The 22489-nt window shown below is 41.3% G+C and carries 20 protein-coding genes and 3 tRNA genes; 1 reads left to right on the forward strand and 22 read right to left on the reverse strand.

Annotation, left to right across the window (positions count from 1 at the left end; genetic code table 11):
• Positions 1–96 precede the first annotated feature (96 nt).
• The 22 genes from H5164_RS06590 to orn all read right to left on the reverse strand — a co-directional run bounded on the left by H5164_RS06590 (position 97) and on the right by orn (position 21284).
• Entirely contained in the window at positions 97–1314 is a 1218-nt protein-coding gene (locus H5164_RS06590) for an aspartate aminotransferase family protein (RefSeq protein ID WP_124018322.1), read from the reverse strand.
• Between the two features lie 333 nt (positions 1315–1647).
• On the reverse strand, positions 1648–2790 hold the full coding sequence (locus tag H5164_RS06595; RefSeq protein ID WP_182696700.1) for an HDOD domain-containing protein: 1143 nt from the start codon (positions 2788–2790) through the stop codon (positions 1648–1650).
• Between the two features lie 102 nt (positions 2791–2892).
• Entirely contained in the window at positions 2893–5382 is a 2490-nt protein-coding gene (locus tag H5164_RS06600) for a prolyl oligopeptidase family serine peptidase (RefSeq protein WP_182755328.1), read from the reverse strand.
• Between the two features lie 129 nt (positions 5383–5511).
• Positions 5512–6081 (reverse strand): aminodeoxychorismate/anthranilate synthase component II, encoded by a 570-nt coding sequence (locus H5164_RS06605; protein ID WP_182696702.1) that lies wholly within the window; start codon positions 6079–6081, stop codon positions 5512–5514.
• 97 nt (positions 6082–6178) lie between these two features.
• Positions 6179–6646 carry a ClpXP protease specificity-enhancing factor gene (locus tag H5164_RS06610; RefSeq protein WP_124018318.1) on the reverse strand — a complete coding sequence of 156 codons (468 nt, stop codon included), beginning with the start codon at positions 6644–6646 and terminating at the stop codon, positions 6179–6181.
• Positions 6646–7275, reverse strand: coding sequence for a stringent starvation protein SspA (gene sspA, locus H5164_RS06615; RefSeq protein WP_011638743.1), 630 nt, complete (start codon positions 7273–7275; stop codon positions 6646–6648). Before sspA ends, H5164_RS06610 begins: the two co-directional genes overlap by 1 nt.
• 95 nt (positions 7276–7370) lie before the next feature.
• Positions 7371–8108, reverse strand: a complete 738-nt coding sequence (locus H5164_RS06620) for a cytochrome c1 (protein ID WP_124018317.1) — start codon at positions 8106–8108, stop codon at positions 7371–7373.
• Complete coding sequence (locus tag H5164_RS06625) at positions 8108–9322, reverse strand: cytochrome bc complex cytochrome b subunit (protein WP_124018316.1); 1215 nt, start codon at positions 9320–9322, stop codon at positions 8108–8110. Before H5164_RS06625 ends, H5164_RS06620 begins: the two co-directional genes overlap by 1 nt.
• Complete coding sequence (gene petA / locus H5164_RS06630; protein WP_124018315.1) at positions 9322–9912, reverse strand: ubiquinol-cytochrome c reductase iron-sulfur subunit; 591 nt, start codon at positions 9910–9912, stop codon at positions 9322–9324. The genes H5164_RS06625 and petA overlap by 1 nt, the downstream gene beginning before the upstream one ends.
• A 410-nt stretch (positions 9913–10322) precedes the next feature.
• A complete protein-coding gene (gene hflC / locus H5164_RS06635) occupies positions 10323–11201 on the reverse strand; it encodes a protease modulator HflC (protein WP_124018314.1) in 879 nt (292 codons plus the stop codon).
• A 2-nt stretch (positions 11202–11203) separates the two neighbouring features.
• Complete coding sequence (gene hflK, locus H5164_RS06640) at positions 11204–12364, reverse strand: FtsH protease activity modulator HflK (protein WP_124018313.1); 1161 nt, start codon at positions 12362–12364, stop codon at positions 11204–11206.
• 33 nt (positions 12365–12397) lie between these two features.
• Entirely contained in the window at positions 12398–13705 is a 1308-nt protein-coding gene (gene hflX / locus H5164_RS06645) for a ribosome rescue GTPase HflX (RefSeq protein WP_124018312.1), read from the reverse strand.
• Between the two features lie 20 nt (positions 13706–13725).
• Positions 13726–13983: an RNA chaperone Hfq gene (gene hfq, locus H5164_RS06650; RefSeq protein WP_124018311.1), complete on the reverse strand. Its 258-nt coding sequence runs from the start codon at positions 13981–13983 to the stop codon at positions 13726–13728.
• Positions 13984–14065: 82 nt separating this feature from the next.
• Complete coding sequence (miaA, locus tag H5164_RS06655) at positions 14066–14992, reverse strand: tRNA (adenosine(37)-N6)-dimethylallyltransferase MiaA (protein ID WP_182741052.1); 927 nt, start codon at positions 14990–14992, stop codon at positions 14066–14068.
• A 1-nt stretch (position 14993) separates the two neighbouring features.
• Positions 14994–16874, reverse strand: a complete 1881-nt coding sequence (mutL, locus tag H5164_RS06660) for a DNA mismatch repair endonuclease MutL (RefSeq protein ID WP_182755330.1) — start codon at positions 16872–16874, stop codon at positions 14994–14996.
• A gap of 1 nt (position 16875) precedes the next feature.
• Complete coding sequence (locus tag H5164_RS06665) at positions 16876–18201, reverse strand: N-acetylmuramoyl-L-alanine amidase (RefSeq protein WP_182755332.1); 1326 nt, start codon at positions 18199–18201, stop codon at positions 16876–16878.
• A complete protein-coding gene (gene tsaE / locus H5164_RS06670; RefSeq protein ID WP_124018307.1) occupies positions 18191–18667 on the reverse strand; it encodes a tRNA (adenosine(37)-N6)-threonylcarbamoyltransferase complex ATPase subunit type 1 TsaE in 477 nt (158 codons plus the stop codon). Before tsaE ends, H5164_RS06665 begins: the two co-directional genes overlap by 11 nt.
• Before the next feature lie 172 nt (positions 18668–18839).
• Positions 18840–19295 (reverse strand): hypothetical protein, encoded by a 456-nt coding sequence (locus tag H5164_RS06675; protein WP_124018306.1) that lies wholly within the window; start codon positions 19293–19295, stop codon positions 18840–18842.
• 573 nt (positions 19296–19868) lie between these two features.
• Positions 19869–19944: transfer RNA gene (locus H5164_RS06680), tRNA-Gly, on the reverse strand.
• A 222-nt stretch (positions 19945–20166) separates the two neighbouring features.
• Positions 20167–20242, reverse strand: a tRNA-Gly gene (locus H5164_RS06685).
• Between the two features lie 154 nt (positions 20243–20396).
• Positions 20397–20472, reverse strand: a tRNA-Gly gene (locus tag H5164_RS06690).
• Between the two features lie 266 nt (positions 20473–20738).
• Positions 20739–21284: an oligoribonuclease gene (orn, locus tag H5164_RS06695; protein WP_124018305.1), complete on the reverse strand. Its 546-nt coding sequence runs from the start codon at positions 21282–21284 to the stop codon at positions 20739–20741.
• A gap of 112 nt (positions 21285–21396) precedes the next feature.
• On the opposite strand from orn, the gene rsgA reads away from it, so the two are divergent.
• Positions 21397–22467 carry a small ribosomal subunit biogenesis GTPase RsgA gene (gene rsgA / locus H5164_RS06700; RefSeq protein WP_124018304.1) on the forward strand — a complete coding sequence of 357 codons (1071 nt, stop codon included), beginning with the start codon at positions 21397–21399 and terminating at the stop codon, positions 22465–22467.
• Positions 22468–22489: the final 22 nt, after the last annotated feature.

Here is a 22489-nt window from a genome sequence, read left to right on the forward strand (position 1 = left end):
CACAAATAAATTGCGCTGAAATACTTTTCGGCGCAATTTTACTTTGTTGGCGTACCCAAACAAAAAAGTGCAAGCTAGGCTCACACTTTTTGTTCATTAACCTGCAACCACTTTTGCTACCGCGCGATCAAAACGCAATAGACCTTCAGCGATATCAGCTTCAGGGATAACCAATGAAGGAGCAAAGCGCACTACGTTTGCACCCGCCATCAAGCTCATTAGGCCTTCAGCAACAGATGCCACTAAAAAGTCACGACTACGGCCTTCATATTGCTCATTTAATACCGCACCAAGTAATAATCCCTTGCCACGGATTTCACTGAATACGTTGTATTTGGCATTAATTGCCGCTAAACCATCACGGAATAGCTGTTCACGATGTTTAACGCCATCAAGTACTTCTTTGGTATTAACCACGTCCATTACCGCATTACCAACGGCACAAGCAAGTGGGTTACCACCATAAGTAGAACCATGAGTACCAATTTTTAAGTGAGCAGCAATTTTTGCAGTGGTTAGCATTGCAGCTATCGGGAAGCCACCGCCTAACGCTTTAGCGCTAGTTAAAATATCAGGCACTATGTCAGTACCCATGTAAGCAAATAACTCACCAGTACGGCCTACGCCTGTTTGTACTTCATCAAAAATAACCAATGCGTCATGCTTATCAGCTAAGCGACGTACTGCTTTTAAGAACTCAGGGTCACCATTGATAATACCGCCTTCACCTTGAAGAGGTTCAAGCATGATGGCACAGGTTTTGTCTGAAATAACCGCTTCAAGTGCAGCGATATCATTAAAAGGTACATGGGTAATACTTTGAGGCTTAGGGCCGAAACCATCTGAATATGCTGCTTGACCACCAACCGTAACAGTAAAAAATGTCCGGCCGTGGAATGCTTTATCAAAGGCGATGATTTGATCTTTGTCTGCACCATGGTTGTCTAGAGCATAACGGCGCGCTAATTTAAGTGCGGCTTCGTTCGCTTCTGCACCAGAGTTGGCAAAATAAATACGCTCAGCAAATGTGGCATTGACTAACTTTGTGGCTAATTCAAGTGCAGGCTCGTTAGTCATCACGTTAGATAAGTGCCATATTTTTTCGCTCTGCTCTTTTAATGCTGACACTAATGCTGGGTGACAATGACCTAAACAATTTACTGCAATACCACCAGCGAAATCGATGAATTCCTTACCTTCTTGATCCCACACTCGGCTACCGGCTCCACGAACAGGTATAACGGCCGCAGGCGCATAATTAGGCACCATAACTTCATCGAATTGGGCACGGGTTAGGTTCATTTCTACACTCATTGCATTTTATCCTTCAGGTTGTAAACGGTTTTAAAGCCGCTGTTTCCGCTGTTTGCTTTATATTCTGTAAGTGCATTAGCGGAAGTTTGTATTATTTATGCGACATTATTAGCGAAAATGTGATCAAAATACCAGTTCAGTACAATTAACTTCTGCAGGCCAGATCAGCATTATGCATAAAGAATTAAAAATATGAATAAACAAAGCGTTTATTGGAGGTTATGAAGCATAACTAGTCATAAAAAAAGTTATTTGGCTCCATTTTGTGTAGCTATTCATCAAAAGTGAATAATTACACAGATTTAACATTTGCTCGAAACACAAAAAACAGCGTTAAAGTAAATTGAGTTTACGGAAATTTTTCCCTTTAAGACGAATTAATTCTTGGGCTGAAAATTGATAGTAATCGAACATAATTCTTTTTTCTTGTGGGTCGATTTGTTGCTGCTCTTCTAGCAAAAGCACTTTGGCGTAACAACTCGCTTTAGCCACAATTGCAGCGTCGACGGATAACTCGGTAAAGTGGTAATCGTGATCGAGTTCTTTTAGCACTTGAGTCATCGCTGAGTCATCAAATTGCAGTAAACTGAGTAGTTGCCAATTTAAGCTATGACTATGCTGCAACACTTGTTCTAAAACGGCCTCAGCAGGAAAATCTGTTGCCATAATAGCATCATAAACTTGTTTCTCTCGACTAAGGCTGGCTTCTCGTAGCCATGTCCCCCAAGTTTTATCAAATATATGCCCGCTTTGACTGAGAATGATCGAAGTAGCAAATTGATACATTAAGGCACAACAATAAGCCAAGCTGGGCTCTTTATTATGTAACTCAGCTAAGGTTTGCGCGGCAATGGCACTCACCATGCTATATCGCCAAAGCTTGCGGGTTATCCACAATAAATTGGCATTACCTGTAGGTAGCCAATGGCGTAAACAAAAATAAGGGATCAACAAACGTAAATTTTCAATACCAATGTAATTGAGTACCAGCTTGATATCGGTCACTTGGACATCGGAGTTTTTGGGGCGGCGGTGGCCAGATGCAGGGCTGTTAATTAAATTAATTAAATCACGCGATAACCAACTAATACTTTCAATAATTGGTCGTAGTCGATTGATATTAAGATCTGGATCTAATAATAAATCAAGCAATAAAATTTGGCCTTCACCAATTGCTGATGCTTCTAATATCATTTGTGGATTAGCTAACTGATGCTCTATTGCATTATTAACCGTATGGGTTAGCAGTGCAGACACCTCAAGATATACTTGTTTCTCTTTTGCTTGCTTATCAATGCGCAGCTTTAATGCTTGACGCTCAATATCAAGCTTATTGGCGTTTTCTTCTAAGTCTTCGCTGATCTCATCTGGCATAGCATTAACTTTATGCTTACCCACAATAAGCTGCTTATAGAGTCGGCGCTCAATTTCGATGACTTTTCCGGGCCTAACCCCACCTGCTATTGATATTGCCACTCACATTGCCTTTTATTGTGTTAGTCGCTTAATAATAAAAATTAAGGCTTCTCAAAGGAAGCCTTAATAAATATTTATTTGTCTTTTTGAACTTAGCGCTGACTATTTCAGCTCTTGTTCAAACAACTTATAAATACGACGATACTGATCTAACCAACTAGAAGGTTGCTTAAATCCATGTGGCTCAACAGGATAAATTGCCGTTTCAAACATCGGTTTTTCTAATTCAATTAGACGTTGCACCATGCGCACACTGTCTTGGAAAAATACGTTATCATCCAAGACACCACTCATGATCAGTAATGGTTTTTGTAAACCTTGAGCATGTTCTATCGGCGAACTACGCTCATAAGCGATAGGGTCAACGTCAGGCGTATTTAAAATATTAGAGGTATATGGCGCATTATAATGAGCCCAATCGGCTACAGGACGTAATGCGGCCCCTGCTTGGAATAAATCAGGTTCATTAAATAACGCCATAAAAGTAAGGAAGCCGCCGTATGAACCACCATAGGTGCCTACACGTTGAGGATCCACATTAGCATTGCTTGCCATCCAAGCCACACCATCTTTTAGATCTTCCACTTCTGGATGGCCCATATTACGATAAACCGACGTACGCCAATCACGTCCATAACCTTTTGAACCGCGATAATCCATATCCATTACCACGTAACCTTGTTGGGTTAACAAGTTATTGAACATAAATTCACGGAAGTAACCCGAAAATCCATAATGAGCATTCTGTAAATAACCCGCGCCATGATTAAACATCACTGCCGGATATTTATCAGCCTGTTTAGGATCATAACCTTGCGGCAAATAAACCCGCGCATAAATGGGCTCTGCACCATGGGTTGAAGGTAACGCAACAACTTGCGGTACTTGCCATGGATATTGTTTAAATGCAGTACTGGTATAGTCGGTTAATTGGCTAATCTCGCCACCAATAGGCTGAATATAGAGTTCATCGGGGTGAATAGCAGATGAAGCTGTTAATAACAGTGATTGGCCATCAGGGCTTAAGCTGTAATCCAATGTCCCTAACCACTGAGTCAGTTGTTCTGATTTGCCGCTGGCAATTTCTACACGGTAAACATTATAACTGCCCGGATGGTCCTTATTAGCACGGTAATAAAAGTATTTTGCATCTGGAGATAAGGTCACATTATCAACCACAAATTTACCCTTAGTTAATGCCGATACCTTACCTGCGGCTGTTTTGGTATATAACTGAGAGAATCCAGACTCTTCAGATAAGTAGTACATGGTATCTGTACCGGTTATCCAACCGAATTGATTAAAATTATAGTTAACCCAAGCATCATCATGTAAGCGATGCTCAGTAGAGAGTTTGCCTTTTTGAAGATCGACGCTCGCGATCCAGCGATCTTTATTATCAACCGCTTCAAGCATCACTAATAATTTATCGCCAGAATCATTCCACTGAATAGCGCTTTGACTCCACTCCCAATCTTGCATTAACTGCACTAAACGCGGCGCTTTGTGGCTTTCGTAGGTTTTACCTTGGGCTTTTGCATTTTCAGCTTTAACGCTAGCAAGTACATCCTCATCAAAACCGGCTAGGCCTTCAATGGTAATATCTTTTTTACTGTGTTCAGTAAGGTCGAGTAATACTAAACGCTGACCTGGGAAAACATCTTCTGCCACACGAGCACGAGCAGGCACGGGATCAACATAACCTTCTTGCCCTAAATAATTGGGCATAATGTCGTGTTCTGCACGCCAACTATAATTTTTATCCGTTAACGCCAATAGAACGTAACGTCCATCTGGTGATAAACTCATTTCTGACACAACTTCCGCATCACCTAAATACCAAGGTTTTGCTGAAAAAGTCGGATCAGCTTTAGCCAATGATTCGCTATATTCATCACGCGTCAGACTGTTATCGTGTTGCATGGCAACATATTGGATTAATCTTTGCTGCTGTTTGGCCATAAAAGTACTGGGGGCTGGCGTATTTTTAGGCTCATTTTCCATTAGGATTGCAGCCATTTGCTCCACAAGTCCACTAGATTGGTATAAACGAAAAATATTATTACCTTGCCAAAATGCAAGATCGCCGCCGCTCAAAAAGCGAACGTCGCTAATCGGATCATTTTGGCGAGTCATTTGAGTAATATCGCCGTTTGATAAATCTTTTACAAATACGTTACCTTGATAAATGTAAGCTTTTTTAGTTTTAGCTTGATTCAACACACCATTACGCTGATCAGCAAGGTGTAACTGATCCAATGCTAGTTTATTCGCTTCAGACTGGCCGATGGCTTGTTGATAAAAATCACGAATAGGCGACTGGTGTGCTTGGCGACTAAAATACACCGATTGGCTGTCATCACTCCAATAGGCTCCTTGGGCAAATATTCCCATCCAATCCGGATTAGCCATGATTTGATTAAGCGTTAATAACTGATCGGCTTTTGGAGGTTGGGCTAATGGCACCATCAATGATGTAGCGGTAGGCTTTGCGATAACCATCGTATCGTCATTTTTTGCTGTCGCAGCACAGCCACTGATCATCGCCAAAGAAATTGCGCTCACCGCAAAGTTTCGCATAAAGCTTGTCATGGTTATCCCTTTTATTATTTTTAAGCGCTCTTTATAGCATAAATATACGCGAGAATTTAGCCAGATTGGTTGCAGAAGTTGTAACAGAATAAGTGATAATGAACTTAAATAGGTAGCCTTGATTACACTTTATAACTGTAAAAAGTTATTCAGCAATTCATGTCCTTGCTGGGTCAAAATAGACTCAGGATGAAACTGCACACTGTATATACGTAAATCAGCATAGCTCATCGCCATAATTTCACGCCCATGAACAGGGTCATCAAACCATGCGTCCAGCGTAAAATTCTTGGGAACATCATTAATCAACAATGAATGGTAACGCGTCACTTGCAAAGGTAATGCTAACTGAGAAAATAATCCCTGTTGATTGTGCTCAATTAAGCTGGTTTTACCGTGCATAACACGCTTTGCACGTACAACATCAACACCAAACACTTGGGCGATGGCTTGATGGCCGAGACAGACACCTAAAATTGGCAATCTCCCAGCAAAATATTCAATGGCGGCAAGCGAGATCCCTGCTTCGTTTGGAGTGCATGGACCAGGAGAAATGATTAAATGAGTGGGCGCTAATGCTTCAATTTGTTCAATGGTGATTTCATCATTACGCTTAACGAGGATCTCTTGTCCAAGCGTTTGGAAATATTGCACTAAGTTGAACGTAAAAGAATCATAATTATCAATCATCAACAACATTTGGGGTTCCATTTGAGCGATAAAAAATGGTGATACTGCAATTTTAGCTTAAAAAAAACCAGCCTTGCGACTGGTTTTATGTCATGGTAACGAATCGTTACTTCACCACAGTTAAATGGTTTTTACGCTTAGCTTTGTCACCAGTAGTCGATTTAGGCGATGGCGGTAATGTCGAAGTATCATCAACAGATTTCATTGATGGTGGCACAGATGACAACTCATCCTGCTCACCTTCGATCATATACGCATCTTCCATATCAAATACAGTGCCGGCACCGTTTTCACGAGCATAAATGGCCACAATTGAGGCCATTGGTAAATACACATTTTGTGGAACACCACCAAAACGGGCATTAAACTCGACGGAATCATTCGACATGTGAAGATTTGCCACAGCTCCAGTTGCAATATTCAAGACAATTTGACCGTCTTTAACAAATTGCTGTGGAACTTGTGTACCGTTAACAAATGCATCCACGACTACGTGTGGCGTCAAATGGTTATCCATCAACCATTCATAGTAAGCACGCAACAAATATGGACGATTAGCGGTTATTGGTTTCATCACATGCCCATGCGCATTTCGCGCTCAGCCTCAGTTAACGATGCTTTAAATGATTCACGTTCAAAAATACGTGTCATATAAGCACTGATATCTTTCGATGTACGCGGGTCTAAGTGAATACCTAATACCGGTAAGCGCCATAATAATGGGCCTAGGTAGCAATCAGATAAACCAAACTCTTCGCTCATGAAGTATGGCATTTCAGCAAATACTGGCGCTAAAGCGATTAGACTTTCCATTAACTCTTTACGCGCAGCATCAGCTTTTTCACCTTTACGGATACGCTCAACAAGCGCATACCAATCGGTGTCGATTCTGTGCATCATTAAACGGCTTTGGCCGCGAGATACTGGGTATACAGGCATTAGTGGAGGGTGAGGAAAACGTTCATCCAAATATTCCATAATAATGCGAGATTCGTACAACACGAGTTCACGATCAACTAAAGTTGGTACCGAGTTGTATGGATTTACTTCAAGTAAATCTTCAGGCATCTCACTTGGGTCTACCTGTAAAACATCAACGGTAACCCCTTTTTCAGCCAATACGATACGTACTTGGTGACTATATAAATCATCGGCACCAGAAAAAAGTGTCATGATAGAGCGTTTGTTGGCAGCAACAGCCATTGATACCCTCCAGAATGTAGAAAAAACAAAACAAACGAGGGGCTAAGCCCCCCGTTTACAATATGCGGATAATGTATATTAACCGTTATTGATGGCTAGTGCACATCTTTCCAGTATTCTTTCTTCAACAAATAGGCAATGATGAAGAAAATAAACAAGAATCCAAGTACCCACCAACCTAAAGCTTCACGCTCTAACTGGACAGGTTCAGCTGAATAGACTAAGAAACCCGTGATATCACGAACTGCTTGGTCGTACTCTTCTGCACTCATTTTGCCACCAGTAGGAGGATTCATGCCGACCAACGTCATAGTTTCAACACCATCAATGACAGTCTTTTCATATTGAGGAGTTGCAACACCTTGTAAGTCTTGTAAAACGTGCGGCATAGCCACTAATGGAAACACGGTGTTGTTCACACCAAATGGACGCGTTTCATCAGCATAGAAACCTTTTAGGTATGAAAATACCCAATCAGCTCCACGTACACGAGCAACCAAAGTTAAGTCTGGAGGCGGAGCACCAAACCATTTAGCCGCATCAACAGGAGGAATAGCGTTTTCCATTAAATCACCGATTTTAGCATCAGTGAACATGTACTTATTACGCATATCATCGCCACTGATGTCTAAGTCAGTTGCTACACGCTCATAACGTTGGTATTTAGTGCTGTGACAACCTGAACAATATTGCTGGAATAAATCCAGACCACGCTCTAATGACGCTTTATCATGCAAGTTAACGTTAGCGCTTTCTAAATGAACCTCGTTTCCACCTGCAGCCATAGCGAGAGATGGCAGTAGTGTAACTAATGCAATTAATAACTTTTTCATTAGTGTGTCACCCTCGTAGGAACTTCTTTTGTTTTCTCATTCTTACTGTAAACCCATAGGGCTACGAAGAAACCAAAGTAAGTGAAAGTGAATACACGTGCCGCAATAGTTAGCTCAGGCGTTGCAGGAACCACACCTAAATAGCCAAGAATAATGAACGACACAGTAAATTGTGCGATGTTGATTTTGTGAATCAAACTACGGTAACGGATAGATTTGACTTTACAACGGTCAAGCCAAGGCAGAACAAATAGCACTGCAATCGACAGACCCATAGCAACAACACCGATTAACTTGTCGGGAATTGCACGTAAAATCGCATAGAATGGTGTGAAATACCAAACCGGTGCAATATGCGCAGGAGTCTTCATTGGGTTAGCCGCTTCAAAGTTTGGCTTCTCAAGGAAGTATCCACCACCCTCAGGCATAAAGAACAGCACATAACAGAACACGATTAAGAAGCCTGCTACACCCATAATATCTTTTACAGTGTAATAAGGGTGGAATGGAATACCATCAATAGGCCATCCGTTCTCATCTTTGTTCTTTTTAATTTCAACACCATCAGGGTTGTTCGATCCCACTTCATGTAATGCGATTAGATGTAAGAACACCAACACAACCAATACAAGTGGCAGCGCAATAACATGTAATGCGAAGAAACGGTTTAGTGTTGCACCGGAAATAACGTAGTCACCACGGATCCACAATGTTAGGTCATCACCAATAACAGGAATAGCACCAAACAAAGAGATAATTACCTGTGCGCCCCAATAGGACATTTGTCCCCAAGGCAGTAAGTAACCCATAAATGCTTCAGCCATCAACACTAAAAATATCAACATACCAAACAGCCATAAAAGCTCTCTTGGTTTTTGATAAGAACCGTAAATTAATCCACGGAACATGTGCATATAAATGACAAAGAAGAACGCTGACGCACCTGTAGAGTGCATATAACGTAATAACCAGCCGTATTCAACATCACGCATTATGTATTCAACAGAAGCGAATGCACCTTCTGCTGTTGGTACGTAATTCATGGTTAACCAAATACCAGTCAGTAACTGGTTAACTAAAACTAATAATGCTAATGAGCCAAAGAAATACCAAAAGTTGAAATTCTTTGGTGTGGCATACTGACCCACATGACGGTTATACGTTGCCGTCATTGGGATGCGAGCATCAATCCAATCAATAATATTCTTAACCATTACGCCGCTCCTGTATCTACACCGATGATAACGTTAGCGTCATCGATATATTTGTGCGGTGGAACCACTAGGTTTAATGGTGCAGGAACACCCTGGAATACACGACCAGCCATGTCAAATTTAGAACCGTGACAAGGACAGAAGAACCCAGATGTTACACCCTCAACCTGCTCACCGAATGAATCAGGTAGATAAGTTGGTGAACAACCTAAGTGGGTACAGATACCGACTGCTATGAAAAATTCAGGCTTGATAGAACGTGCAGGGTTAGTTGCATATTCTGGTTGCTGCATTTCTTCGGAAGCAGGATCACGTAATTGACTGTCTAATGTTTTAAGATTATTTAGCACAGTTTCTGTACGACGAACGACCCAAACCGGTTTTCCGCGCCATTCGACACGAATTAACTGACCTGGTTCAACTTTACTAATATTTACTTCAACCGGCGCACCTGCAGCTTTCGCTTTGGCGCTCGGATTCCATGACTTGATGAAAGGAACCGCTACAGCGACGGCACCAGCACCACCTACTACGGCGGTTGCAGCTGTCAGGAATCTGCGACGTCCGGTATCGACTGGCGCATTGCTCATCCACTTATCTCCCAGAGGGTGTTGGAATTTTTATATTTCAATACTTTAGCGATCACAAAGGGTGAAGCGCTAAAATCATACTTTGAGGCGGTGCTCATTATAGCGAAAAATTAGAACTAGATCATAGAGAAAACATACATCTAGAGTGAGGATATTAACATTTTTTTCAAAAACGCTTATAAATCAGCCAGATTATAACAATTAGTCGTCCCTTAATTAGTGCTTGAGGAGGTAATAAAGACATTTAAAACAAGCAATTATTAATAAAAAATAATCAAAAACACAATAAAAAGTCTTCGTTATGATTTATGACCGTTTTTAGAAAAACTGAATTCATACTAATTAGATTAACTTTCAGCCACAAAAAAGCTCGGTAAAGACCGAGCTTTTTGAACTAAATGATATAAATGTTACTTACCGCTAGACGATTTCATGTATTTGAAGAAATCACCTTCAGGCTCTAACACCATAATGTCATTCTTACCGGCAAAACTTGCTTTGTAAGCTTCTAGACTACGTAAAAAGCTATAAAACTCAGCGTCTTTACTGTAGGCATCAGCATAAATTTTTGCCGACAATGCATCACCTTCACCACGAATGGTAAGCGCTTTACGTTCAGCTTCAGCAACCTTTACTGTCACATTGGCATCAATAGTCGCACGGATAATTTCAGCTTGTTCTTTACCTTGTGCACGGTGCTCTTTTGCCACAGCTTGACGTTCAGCACGCATACGTTGGTAAATACTAGTACTGACATTAGCAGGTAAGTTAATTTGCTTTACGCGCACATCAACCACTTCAATACCAAGATTCTCAGCACTTTCAGAAGCGTTTTGTAATGCGTCGGTTTGCAACTCATCACGCTTACCAGAAACAATCTCTTTGATAGTGCGACGACCAAATTCAGTACGTAAGTCGTTGCTGATTTTGGCTTGTAATAAGCTTTCTGCATTGGCTTTAATACCGCCATTGGTAGAAAGATAGTACTTTTCAAAATCACGAATACGCCACTTAACATAAGAGTCGACCATTAAGTCTTTCTTTTCAGAAGTCACAAAACGATCCGCGGCACCATCCAATGTCTGAATACGAGAATCCAGATATCGAACTTTATCTACCAAAGGAAATTTAAAGTGAAGGCCTGGTGCAAAGACGGTTGTTACGTCATCTTCTTTGAGTACCTTACCGAAACGTGCAACGATGGCACGTTCACCTTCGCTTACCACCATTAAAGAGGAAAAACTCACCCCTAAAATGATGACAAGAATGATCACTGCTAATCTACCCATTGTTAGTTCCTCCCTTGGCGAAGACGATCTTCGCGGCTGAGACGACCATCAGTCGGCATACTAGTAATCGGCGTATCAACACCACTACTAGAGACAGAGTTGATGTGACGTTCTACCTCAGGTTCTACTTGATTACGCTGACTCTTAGAAGAATCCATCAGCTTATCCAAAGGTAAGTACATCAGATTACCGCTACTTTTGGTGTCGACAAGTACTTTATTAGTATCCGCCAACACAGATTGCATTGCATCTATGTATAAACGATTTCGAGTTACATCTGGCGCAGCTTTATACTCAGGTAATAACTTCTCAAATCGAGCGACTTTACCTCTAGCTTCAAGAACTTCACGCTCTTTATAAGCACTAGCTTGTTGTGCCATACGTTCAACTTGTCCACGCGCTTTAGGTTCGATTTCGCGAGCATAAGCTTCAGCTTCACGAATAAAGCGCTGTTCATCTTCCTGAGCTGAAATTGCATCATCAAATGCATCTTTTACTTCTTCTGGAGGACGAGCGGGTAAAAAGTTAACGTCACGAATTTCTAAGCCTAGTTTATATGGCTCAATAATACGCTCTAACTCTGTCCAAGTATCACGACGAATAGCATCACGCCCGGTGGTTAAAATGTCATCCATACGATTGTGACCAATGACATAACGCAATGCACTGTCAGTCGCTTCACGTAAACTCGAGTTGGCATCAACAGCACTGTACAGATATGAATAAGCATCTGATACGCTGTATTGAACCACAAGCTCAACATTCACAATGTTTTCGTCAGATGTCAGCATTCTGCCTGACGCAGGGATCGAACGGAACGTTTCCACGTCAACCATTGTCACCTCATCAATAAAAGTCGCTTTCCAATGTAAACCGGAACTCACTTCACCAATGTGTTGACCAAAACGGAGTAACACACCACGCTCAGCTTCCTTAACTGTATATAAACCAGACAATGCCCAGATAATGACGGCAATAACGGCAAAAACAATCAATAAAGATGAATTAAATGGCTGACCAGAAGCGCCATTGCCCCCCTTGCCACCAAAACGTTTTGATAGGTTACGAAATACTTCGTCAAGATCTGGTGGCCCTTTATCGTTACCACCTTTATTTCCCCAAGGGTCTTTGTTCCCCTTGTTACCGGGCTCATTCCAAGCCATTTAGCACTCCATAATTGGATGAAATAAATGAGATTAACAAGAGATGTCTACTTCTGAGTCGTCAAAAATAAATGTCTCTAATTCCCCTTGACTCTGTTTAGCTAATCGGCGCCAATCGGCATCCGATAAACGAACAGATAAAATACAGTTCCCCAGATCGTCATACTCTTTCTGCTGTATTGCATCCAGTCGATAAAACTGGCCAAGATAATGTCCTGCTGATGCAGGTATTTTCAATGTAAGCTCGCAAATAACTTGACCGATTAATTCGGTTATCGCTTTAAGCAGCAAATCAAATCCAATGCGTTTTTGCGCAGAGACCCAAACCCTTTCAGGTTTACCGTCTTCACCGTAATCGATACGAGGCGCGAAATCTTCAAGCAAATCAATCTTATTACACACGACTAATTGCGGGATTTCATCGGCATCGATTTCTTTAAGTACGCTTTGTACTTGTTCAAAATTTTCAGCCATATTGTCATCGGCACAATCAACGATATGTAAAAGGATCTCTGCTTGTCGAGTTTCTTGTAGTGTGGCTTTAAATGCTGCAACAAGGTCGTGAGGTAAATGACGAATGAAACCAACTGTGTCTGCTAAAATTACCGCACCGTCGGGTAAGGATAATTTACGCAGTGTTGGATCTAATGTTGCAAATAATTGATCTGCAGCATAAACGTCCGACGAAGTTAGCGCATTAAATAATGTCGATTTACCCGCGTTGGTATAACCCACCAAAGACACTGTTGCTAAATCACTTCGCTTACGAGCTCGGCGGCTTTGCTCACGTTGTTTATCCACTTTATCAAGTCGACGATTAATGTTCTTAATCCGCCCTCTTAATAAACGTCGGTCTGTTTCAAGCTGGGTCTCACCCGGCCCTCGCATACCAATACCGCCTTTTTGTCGCTCTAAATGAGTCCAACCACGGATAAGGCGCGTCGACATGTGGCGCAATTGCGCTAGCTCCACTTGCAATTTACCTTCATGAGTCCTTGCTCTCTGAGCAAAAATATCAAGAATCAGCGTAGTTCTGTCTAAGACTCGGCACTGGCATACTAATTCAAGATTACGCTCTTGAGCAGGACTCAATGCATGATTAAAAATCACTACATTGGCCTCTGTAGCAGCTACCATTGCGGCTAGTTCTTCAGCTTTACCGGTACCGATAAAAAATTTACGATCTGGCGAGCGTCTACTGCCAGTAATCACTCCAACAGAGCGAGCACCAGCAGATTCAACTAATAGCTGTAACTCAGTGAGATCCTCTCGACGTTCGTCGTCGGAAAAATCTATGTGTACTAATACCGCTGTTTCACCCGCTTCATAACGATCAAACAAAAATTGTATTCCTTTTCAAATTATTCAGCATCGCTTTCTTCACCATGGGCAGTCCCTTGGTGAGCAGTAACGTTAAATGGGCGTGCTGGTACGACTGTTGAAATAGCGTGTTTGTAAACCATTTGGCTTACAGTATTTTTCAACAAGATAACAAATTGATCGAATGACTCAACTTGGCCTTGTAATTTAATACCATTCACTAAATAGATAGAGACTGGTACACGCTCACGACGCAATGCGTTCAAAAATGGGTCTTGTAAAGATTGCCCCTTAGCCATTTGAATTTCCTTTTTTATTTTAAAATATGTTGAATTAAGTTTTATTGTTTAGTTTTAGTATTATACAGCAACGGCTAATAAGCTAGCGGCTTTGTCGCATAAGCGTAACTAAATTCCCTTCGACACCACTTTCAAGCCACTGTAATTCCGGCCAACTCCTCAACCATGTTAATTGACGTTTGGCCAATTGCCTAGTGGCTGCGGTAGCTTTTTCGACCATAGTCGCATGATCAAATTCTTTATCAAGGTATTGCCAGCACTGCCTGTAACCTACACAACGCATTGATGGCATGTCTAAATCTAAGTCACCACGCGCTTTTAAGCGTGACACCTCATCGATAAAGCCTTGCTCAAGCATGATATTAAATCGCTTAGCAATTAATTCATGTAATACACTTCGATCGTTAGGTGCAATAGCAAATTGCACTACATCATACGGCAAAGCGACTGATTTAGTTTGAGTCAATTCAGTCATTGTTTTGCCACTGATCCGATAAACCTCTAATGCACGCGATAATCGTTGTGGATCGTTAGGATGAATTCTTGCTCCAGCAACCGGATCTATTTGACATAATTGTTGGTGTAATACGTCCCAACCGTCTGTTTGCGCTTGCGCCAATATTTGCTGCCGAATACCTTCATCTGCACAGGGTAAAGGAGATAGACCTTCTAACAGTGCTTTAAAGTACATCATGGTGCCACCCACGAGTAAAGGGGTCTTACCGCGACGAATAATGTCTTCGATAGCCAATAGTGCATCACGGCGAAAATCTGCCGCTGAATAACTTTCGCTAGGATCAAGTATATCAATTAACTTGTGCGGAGCCATTTGCAACTCTTTCGCCGTCGGTTTAGCTGAACCGATATCCATGCCACGATAGATAAGCGCTGAATCGACTGAAATAATCTCGCAATTATGCTTTGTCGCCATTTCAATGGCTAATGCCGTCTTGCCTGAGGCAGTAGGCCCCATTAAAAAAATGATTTTCGGCTTATCGACACTGTTCACGTTAATTATTTTTCATCCAATTTTGCCAAGGCAATACGTGCTCTTGGTCATAACAAGTTTGTTTCGTTTCATCGTCAAGTGCACAAAATTGCTGCCATAAGACTTGTACTGGCTCAAATTGCGATAAACTTTGCTGTGCAAGCCAACCGACAATAGCATTATCTGAAGGTTGCTCTATTTGTATCCATTGCAATAATTCAGGTATCACAACAGCAAGTTGGCTTTCCCTCAAATATGGGGGCACTTTTTTAATAATCAACTGCTGAAAGCGAATTGTTAATTCAATACCCATCTTACGCAGTAATTGATCACGCTTGGCTAAGGTTTCTGGCCAATCTAAATCTGCAGCTACTGATACTGGCATTAATAACGGTTGTGACACTAAGCCATTAGCGAGTTTGATTTCAATTTGCTGCTTTCTCACTGCCAATTGCACCTTTTTTATAGGCAACAATGACAACTTATCATCTTTGCATATCACCCAATACTCACCCGCTAACAATGGGGGGATGGCCAACTCAGTCGCGACTTCATTAACATATGATATCGCGCTATTCATCGGGGTATGCAATAACTGTCCATAGCTAGCAATGGCAGATTTGGTCTGGGCAGCAGTTAATGGGCTAGCAGGCTTTTTATCATAACTAGGCTTAATTGCAGCTGAATACCCCCCAGATAAACTATTATTCTTTCCCGGAACATGCATTGAGCCGAACGCGCTAACACTATTAATCGCTTTAGTGGAGTCACGGTTAAGTGAGAATACGTCTTCAATGCTAGCGACGCTATTGGCATCATCCATCACAGTTGGATCTTGGGGCACCATTGCAGAATTATCATGTTTATCTAGTGAATTAGATTCAGGTTCATGCTCAGATAAGGCTAACGCAGGCATTTGCACTAATGCCGATTGCACCGCTTGTAATATAAAATCATGCACATAGCGAGATTGATGAAAACGCACTTCATGCTTGGCTGGGTGCACGTTCACATCAACTTGGTGTGGATCAAGTGATAACATCAACACATATCCAGGTTGATGCTCAATACCGTTCTCAGCAAAAGCTTGTTTAACAGCATGATTAACCAGTCGGTCTCTAATTAATCGTCCATTGACATAAAAGAAATTCGTCTCTGTGATGACTGTATCTTGTGGTGACTGTAAATAACCATTTAGAGATAAGCCTTCATGTTCACAAGCAATGCTTAAAGCTTGCTCCGCAAATGCTCGGCCACAAATTTGTGCTAAACGTTGCTGCGTTTGAATGTCGGTATTTGCAGGACGATACTGACGCACTAATTTACCATTGTGGGTCAGGGTAAAATGAATATCGCGGCGCACCATGGCAATCCGCTTTAACCACTCATCAATATGAGTGAATTCGGTTTTATCACTTTTTAAGAAGCGTCTTCTAGCGGGGGTATTAAAAAACAAGTCGACCACTTCAATGGTCGAGCCTTGTGGATGTGCAGCAGGGGTCACTTTGACATCCATTTGCGAGCCTTCAGCGTAGGCCTGCCAAGCTTCAGACTGTTCAACTGTTTTTGAGGTTAATGTTAGCCGTGACACTGAGCTAATACTGGCTAGCGCCTCACCGCGAAAACCGAAGCTTAAAATAGCTTCGAGGTCATCGAGCGTATGAACTTTTGACGTTGCATGACGCGACAGTGCTAATGCCAACTCATCCCTAGGAATACCCGCACCGTTATCGCGGATGCGAATCAGCTTACTTCCGCCTTTATCGATATCAATATCAACTCTAGTCGCGCCGGCATCAAGACTGTTTTCAACCAGTTCTTTCACCACCGATGCAGGTCGCTCAACCACCTCGCCTGCTGCGATTTGGTTTGCAAGTTGTGGCGGTAACAGTTGAATAGCCATATTAAGCCCTTGGTATTACGAGTTTTTGACCAATACGTACTACATCACTCTTTAAATTATTGGCTTGCTTGATACTGCTTACAGAAACACTGTAACGCTGCGCAATAATTGATAACGACTCGCCACGCTTTACACTGTGTTTAACGTTTGACGTCTTGGCCATCAAAGAGTCAGCGGGCGGATTACCTTCAAAATAACGCAGCACACCTTTATAAATGGCATTAGCCAGCTTTTCTTGATGATTACCGTTAGACAACAACCGTTCTTCACCTGGGTTAGAGATAAAGCCCGTTTCAACTAAAATAGAGGGGATATCTGGTGATTTAAGTACAGCAAAACTGGCCGATTCTGGATTTCTTTTGTGAAGATGAGTAATCGTATCTAAGTCACGAAGAATATCACCAGCTATAGAATGACTTATCGCCATCGAACTGTTCATCGACATATCGAGTAATGTCATGGCTAAATATTGTTCACTATCGGTATTTTGAATGATCTCGCCTGCACCGCCTAATAACTCGGAGTGTTTCTCTTTTTGCTCTAACCAGCGACCAATTTCACTATTAGCTCTGCGCATTGATAGCACCCAAACAGACGCGCCACTAGGCTGCGGTGAAGTGAAGGCATCAGCATGAATCGATATCAATAAATCAGCTTTACTGTTTCGTGCCAGTTCAGAGCGTTTATTCAAGTTAACAAAATAATCGCCAGTACGCGTCATCACCGCTCGCATGCCCGGAGTTGCATCCACTTTACGCGCCAAACGCTTAGCAATTTCAAGCACTACCCGTTTTTCATGCATGCCAGAAGGTCCAATAGACCCTGGATCTTCGCCGCCGTGGCCCGCATCAATGGCAACCACAATGTCTCGCGATGACTGATTAGCAGAGCGGCTAACGGTTTGACTTGTAGAGGATCCACCGTCAACATTTTCTAAGTCGACTACCAGACGGTTGCCATAAGGAGCTGTCGGAGGCAAAGTAAACAAACTGGACTTTACCGGTTTAGTTAAATCCATAACCAAACGCAATATGCCTTTTTTAGGCGGCGAGCTAAAACGTATCTTTTTGATAATTTTGCTGTTATTCGCTATTTTATCTAAATTAACTTTAGCGCCAGTATCCTGAATATCAACCACCAAACGATCTGGCCCCGTTAAGGTAAAACTGTCGTATTTAGGAGCTTGAGTTAAATCAAACACCACTCGAGTCGATTCTGGAGCAGCCCAAATACGCACGCTATCAAGTTGATTGGCTGCCCAAACTAAATTAGGCAAAAACAACAGCGTGATGATAATAGGAATAAAAAAAGTTTTTTTAAAAGTCATTATTATTTATATTAATTTTATTTAAAATTGCCTGCCCTGCAGGGGATATGGCTTGTAATTCAACCTGTCTTTGAGATTCTTTATAACGTAAATGCAAATGGATGTCAGCCTTAGGAAGTAATCCATGACCATTATCAGGCCATTCAACTAGACACACACTTCTGTCAGTGAAGTAATCACGGATCCCCATATACTCGAGCTCCTCTGGATCAGCTAATCGATATAGATCAAAATGATACACATCCATATCGTTAAATTCATAAGGCTCAACCAAGGTATAAGTCGGACTTTTCACCGCGCCTTGATGACCCAAACTTTGGATAATACCTCGACTAAACGTTGTTTTACCCGCGCCTAAGTCACCAGTAAGATAAATCGTTAATGGTGGCACAATCCACTGCGCAATTTGTTGCCCAAGAGCGACAGTAGCTTGTTCATTTTCAAGGGTTTTAAGCAGCGATGTCATGGGTAAAGTCAGCTTCCATAAAAAAGAGTTACAAGAATGCTAAATATAACAGAAGTTATAGGGGAACTCCCACAGTTATGGTGGTTATTTTTTGTTAATAAAAAAAGCCAGCTACTGGGAATAGCTGGCAAACTAACACTTCAGGAAGTTATGTCAAAATTTAATATGTCGTTTAGATATCATCCATACGAATTGTGCTGTGAACTAAACGTTTTTGTTGAGTTTGCGCCACTCTGACCAAATCCATTAATGCACTCTTAATTTCATCAGTAGGGCTACTCATCGCTGTTTTTTCTAGCAGCGCGATTAAGCGATTTTCTAAATCAAGATGCAGCTCAAGCACTTGGTCTTCTTGCATATTGGCGGCTAATGAGGTTTCAAGACAACGTTTGCTAAAATCTTCGAAAGTAATGTCTTTATACCAAGTATTTAAGATTCTTGAGGGCGCATCTTCTATGTAACTTTCAAGTGTTTCGTATATATGTCTCTCATGCTGTTGAAAATAAGTTAGCATCATTTTTACTCTAGAGGAGTCTGCGTTACGATCTAAACGCTTATATAATTTCTCCATATCGAGATGGCAATTAGCAACATAATCAAGTAGCTCACTCAGTTGTTGGATCCGCATAACACTCACCTCGTTTAAAGCCCTAACTTCTTAGGAAAATCTATCTTGAGTTGATTATCAGAGATAACACCAGTAAATGATTTGAACCAGATCATGTTTTACTTCACCAATATGCTCTTACTTTAGAGATCCATGAAGAAGTGAGTACTAGATCACTTGTTTGTTGATTGCAAAAACAATTTGCTCAAACGTAGATGATGCAAATTTATTAAATGACAACATTCGGGATGAGTTAGATTGCAGTGGTGAGCATAAGAAAATGTGAATTTAGCTTTGGTAAGCCTTATGCAAAAGTAAACACTTCACCAGTTTTGGAATAAACAAGATTTGGAGTGACTTTTCTTTATAAACAAAGAGAGGTTCGAACCGATGACCTATACCTTAACAATGTATCGCATTTTCTGAAAACGCAACTGAGTCTAGTGTCGTAATAGTAATTAATTGGATTTTTAACAGAGGAAGTGATTTTGAGTGACTTTTCTTTATAAACAAAGAGGGGTTCGAACCGATGACCTATACCTTGGCAAGATATCGCATGTTCTAAAAGTAAGGATTTTAACAGACGAAGTGATTTGGAGCGACATATCGGGTTCGAACCGATGACCTATACCTTGGCAAGGTATCGCTCTACCAACTGAGCTAATGTCGCGTACTGTTTGCTTCATTATAAAGTTAGCAAGGTATCGTCTTTCAACCTATGCCAACTACTTAATGTCGCATTTCAAATCATGTAGAAATTTGGAGCGACCTTTATTTATAAATAAAGAGAGGTTCGAACCGATGACCTATACCTTGGAACAAGATGGGTATCGACTCTTGAGATTAACTCAACTGAGCTAATGTCGCATTTCAAAAATTTCATCTAGAAATTTGGAGCGACATATCGGGTTCGAACCGATGACCTATACCTTGGCAAGGTATCGCTCTACCAACTGAGCTAATGTCGCACAACAAAATCATGCTGAAATTTGGAGCGGCCTTTCTTTATAAATAAAGATAGGTTCGAACCGATGACCTATACCTTGGAACAAGATGGGTATCGACTCTTGCTATTAACTCAACTGAGCTAATGTCGCATTTCAAAAATTGTATCTAGAAATTTGGAGCGACATATCGGGTTCGAACCGATGACCTATACCTTGGCAAGGTATCGCTCTACCAACTGAGCTAATGTCGCGTACTATTTGCTTCATTATAAAGTTAGCAAGGTATCGTCTTTCAACCTATGCCAACTGAGCTAATGTCGCGTACTGTTTGCTTTATTACTAAGTTATCAAGGTATCGTCTTTCAACCTATACCAACCGAAATAATGTCGCATACTTTCAAATTTCATGACAACTTCCTATGCCTCAGAGTTTGGCGTTCTGTAGAAAGTTGAGGCCGCATTATAGGTAAATTTTACTATGCTGCAACCCCCTTTTTGAAAAAAATTGTTCAATTGCTTAAATTTTAAATACTTCACTGCGATAAAACTGCATTTCGGCAATAGACTCTTTGATATCTTCTAATGCTTGGTGAGTATTTTTCTTGCTAAAGCCATTCATTGTTTCAGGGCTCCAACGACGAACCAACTCTTTGATGGTGCTCACATCAATGTTGCGATAATGAAAATACTCTTCAAGCTCTAACATATATTTATTCAAAAAGCGGCGATCTTGACCAATGCTATTGCCACACATTGGTGATGCGCCTTTAGGCACGTACTGAGATAAAAAATCAATCGTTTGTGTTATCGCATCTTGTTCAGAACATTTACTGGCACGAACACGCTCAATTAATCCTGACTCTCCATGATGTTTTTGGTTCCAATCGTCCATCCCAGCTAACACATCATCTGTCTGATAAATGGCTAGAACAGGGCCTTGAGCAATGATATTGAGGTCTTGGTCAGTCACTAAAGTTGCAATTTCAATGACTCGATCAACAGCGGGTTCTAAGCCTGTCATTTCCAAATCAACCCAAATTAGATTATTCGCATCAACAGCCATTTATGCCGCCTTATATTATCTGTAGCCTAAATTCAGGCATTTTTATAAAAGAGTGTGTATCATACTGTTTTTTTGATACACAAAAAAACACCTATTTAATGAAGATAAGCCTGTGAGTAAAAAGAAACCCCTAAGTCAGGGCCAATTACGCCGAATGCGCGCCAATCAGACTAAACGATTAAAGCGTAATGACGATAATAGTCAACATGCCGAGTTACAGGATAATTTGTTAGGTCCTGAACAAGCCGGTGTGGTGATTTCTCGTTTCGGTCAGCATGCCGATATTGAAACTACAGATGGCATGGTCTCGCGCTGTAATATTCGCCGAGCAGTGACCAGTTTAGTCACCGGTGATAAGGTCGTGGTAAGACTCGCGACTGAAGTTCAATCGGGCTCCAGTATTGGTGGTATTGTCGTCGCAGTTCACCCGCGAAAATCCTCTTTAACTCGACCTGATTTATACGATGGCGTCAAAATTATTGCCGCTAACATCGATCAAATCTTAATTGTGTCTTCAGTTTTACCTAGCTTTACCACTCAAATTATTGATCGATATCTAGTGGCTTCAGAAGACACAGATATTACGCCGATCATCATTCTCAATAAAATTGATTTATTGGATGACACCAATCGTGATGAAATCGAAACGGCATTAACGCGTTACCAAAATATTGGTTATCAAGTTTTCCGTGTCAGTAGTCACACTGGTGAAGGCGTTGAAGACCTCAAAGCATTACTCAATGACAGCGTCAGTGTTTTTGCCGGTCAGTCTGGTGTTGGCAAATCATCTTTGATCAATGCATTAATGCCAGAAGCTGAACTATTAATTGGGGATGTATCCGATAACTCAGGTTTAGGCCAACACACCACCACGACCGCAAAGTTACTCCATTTTGTTAGCGGTGGGGATTTAATCGATTCACCCGGTATACGTGAATTTGCCTTATGGCATTTAGACGCTATCAGGGTCGGTTGGTGCTTTATTGAATTTAGAGAATTTTTAGGCACCTGCAAGTTCCGTGATTGTAAACATGGTGACGACCCAGGATGTGCTTTACAACAAGCACTAGCTGATGGAAAAATAACTCAAGACCGCTTTAGCAATTATCAGCGTATTATTGCCAGTTTAGATGAACAACGTCATGCACGACACTTTCGTGCAATTGATGAATTAGACTCCTAGAGTCAGTAACCTTTAGGAATAC

Source organism: Shewanella sp. SG41-3 (assembly GCF_014164545.1).
Classification (GTDB): Bacteria; Pseudomonadota; Gammaproteobacteria; order Enterobacterales; family Shewanellaceae; genus Shewanella; species Shewanella vesiculosa.

What these genes read in the sequence shown, in the direction of transcription:
- petA (WP_124018315.1), bottom strand. Translation starts at nt 9,912, where the DNA reads ATGAGCAATGCGCCAGTCGATACCGGACGTCGCAGATTCCTGACAGCT.
- hfq (WP_124018311.1), bottom strand. Translation starts at nt 13,983, where the DNA reads ATGGCTAAGGGGCAATCTTTACAAGACCCATTTTTGAACGCATTGCGT.
- H5164_RS06605 (WP_182696702.1), bottom strand. Translation starts at nt 6,081, where the DNA reads ATGTTGTTGATGATTGATAATTATGATTCTTTTACGTTCAACTTAGTG.
- H5164_RS06600 (WP_182755328.1), bottom strand. Translation starts at nt 5,382, where the DNA reads ATGACAAGCTTTATGCGAAACTTTGCGGTGAGCGCAATTTCTTTGGCG.
- H5164_RS06610 (WP_124018318.1), bottom strand. Translation starts at nt 6,646, where the DNA reads ATGAAACCAATAACCGCTAATCGTCCATATTTGTTGCGTGCTTACTAT.
- mutL (WP_182755330.1), bottom strand. Translation starts at nt 16,874, where the DNA reads ATGGCTATTCAACTGTTACCGCCACAACTTGCAAACCAAATCGCAGCA.
- H5164_RS06675 (WP_124018306.1), bottom strand. Translation starts at nt 19,295, where the DNA reads ATGCGGATCCAACAACTGAGTGAGCTACTTGATTATGTTGCTAATTGC.
- orn (WP_124018305.1), bottom strand. Translation starts at nt 21,284, where the DNA reads ATGGCTGTTGATGCGAATAATCTAATTTGGGTTGATTTGGAAATGACA.
- tsaE (WP_124018307.1), bottom strand. Translation starts at nt 18,667, where the DNA reads ATGACATCGCTGCTTAAAACCCTTGAAAATGAACAAGCTACTGTCGCT.
- H5164_RS06625 (WP_124018316.1), bottom strand. Translation starts at nt 9,322, where the DNA reads ATGGTTAAGAATATTATTGATTGGATTGATGCTCGCATCCCAATGACG.
- H5164_RS06620 (WP_124018317.1), bottom strand. Translation starts at nt 8,108, where the DNA reads ATGAAAAAGTTATTAATTGCATTAGTTACACTACTGCCATCTCTCGCT.
- hflK (WP_124018313.1), bottom strand. Translation starts at nt 12,364, where the DNA reads ATGGCTTGGAATGAGCCCGGTAACAAGGGGAACAAAGACCCTTGGGGA.
- hflC (WP_124018314.1), bottom strand. Translation starts at nt 11,201, where the DNA reads ATGGGTAGATTAGCAGTGATCATTCTTGTCATCATTTTAGGGGTGAGT.
- sspA (WP_011638743.1), bottom strand. Translation starts at nt 7,275, where the DNA reads ATGGCTGTTGCTGCCAACAAACGCTCTATCATGACACTTTTTTCTGGT.
- H5164_RS06590 (WP_124018322.1), bottom strand. Translation starts at nt 1,314, where the DNA reads ATGAGTGTAGAAATGAACCTAACCCGTGCCCAATTCGATGAAGTTATG.
- H5164_RS06665 (WP_182755332.1), bottom strand. Translation starts at nt 18,201, where the DNA reads ATGACTTTTAAAAAAACTTTTTTTATTCCTATTATCATCACGCTGTTG.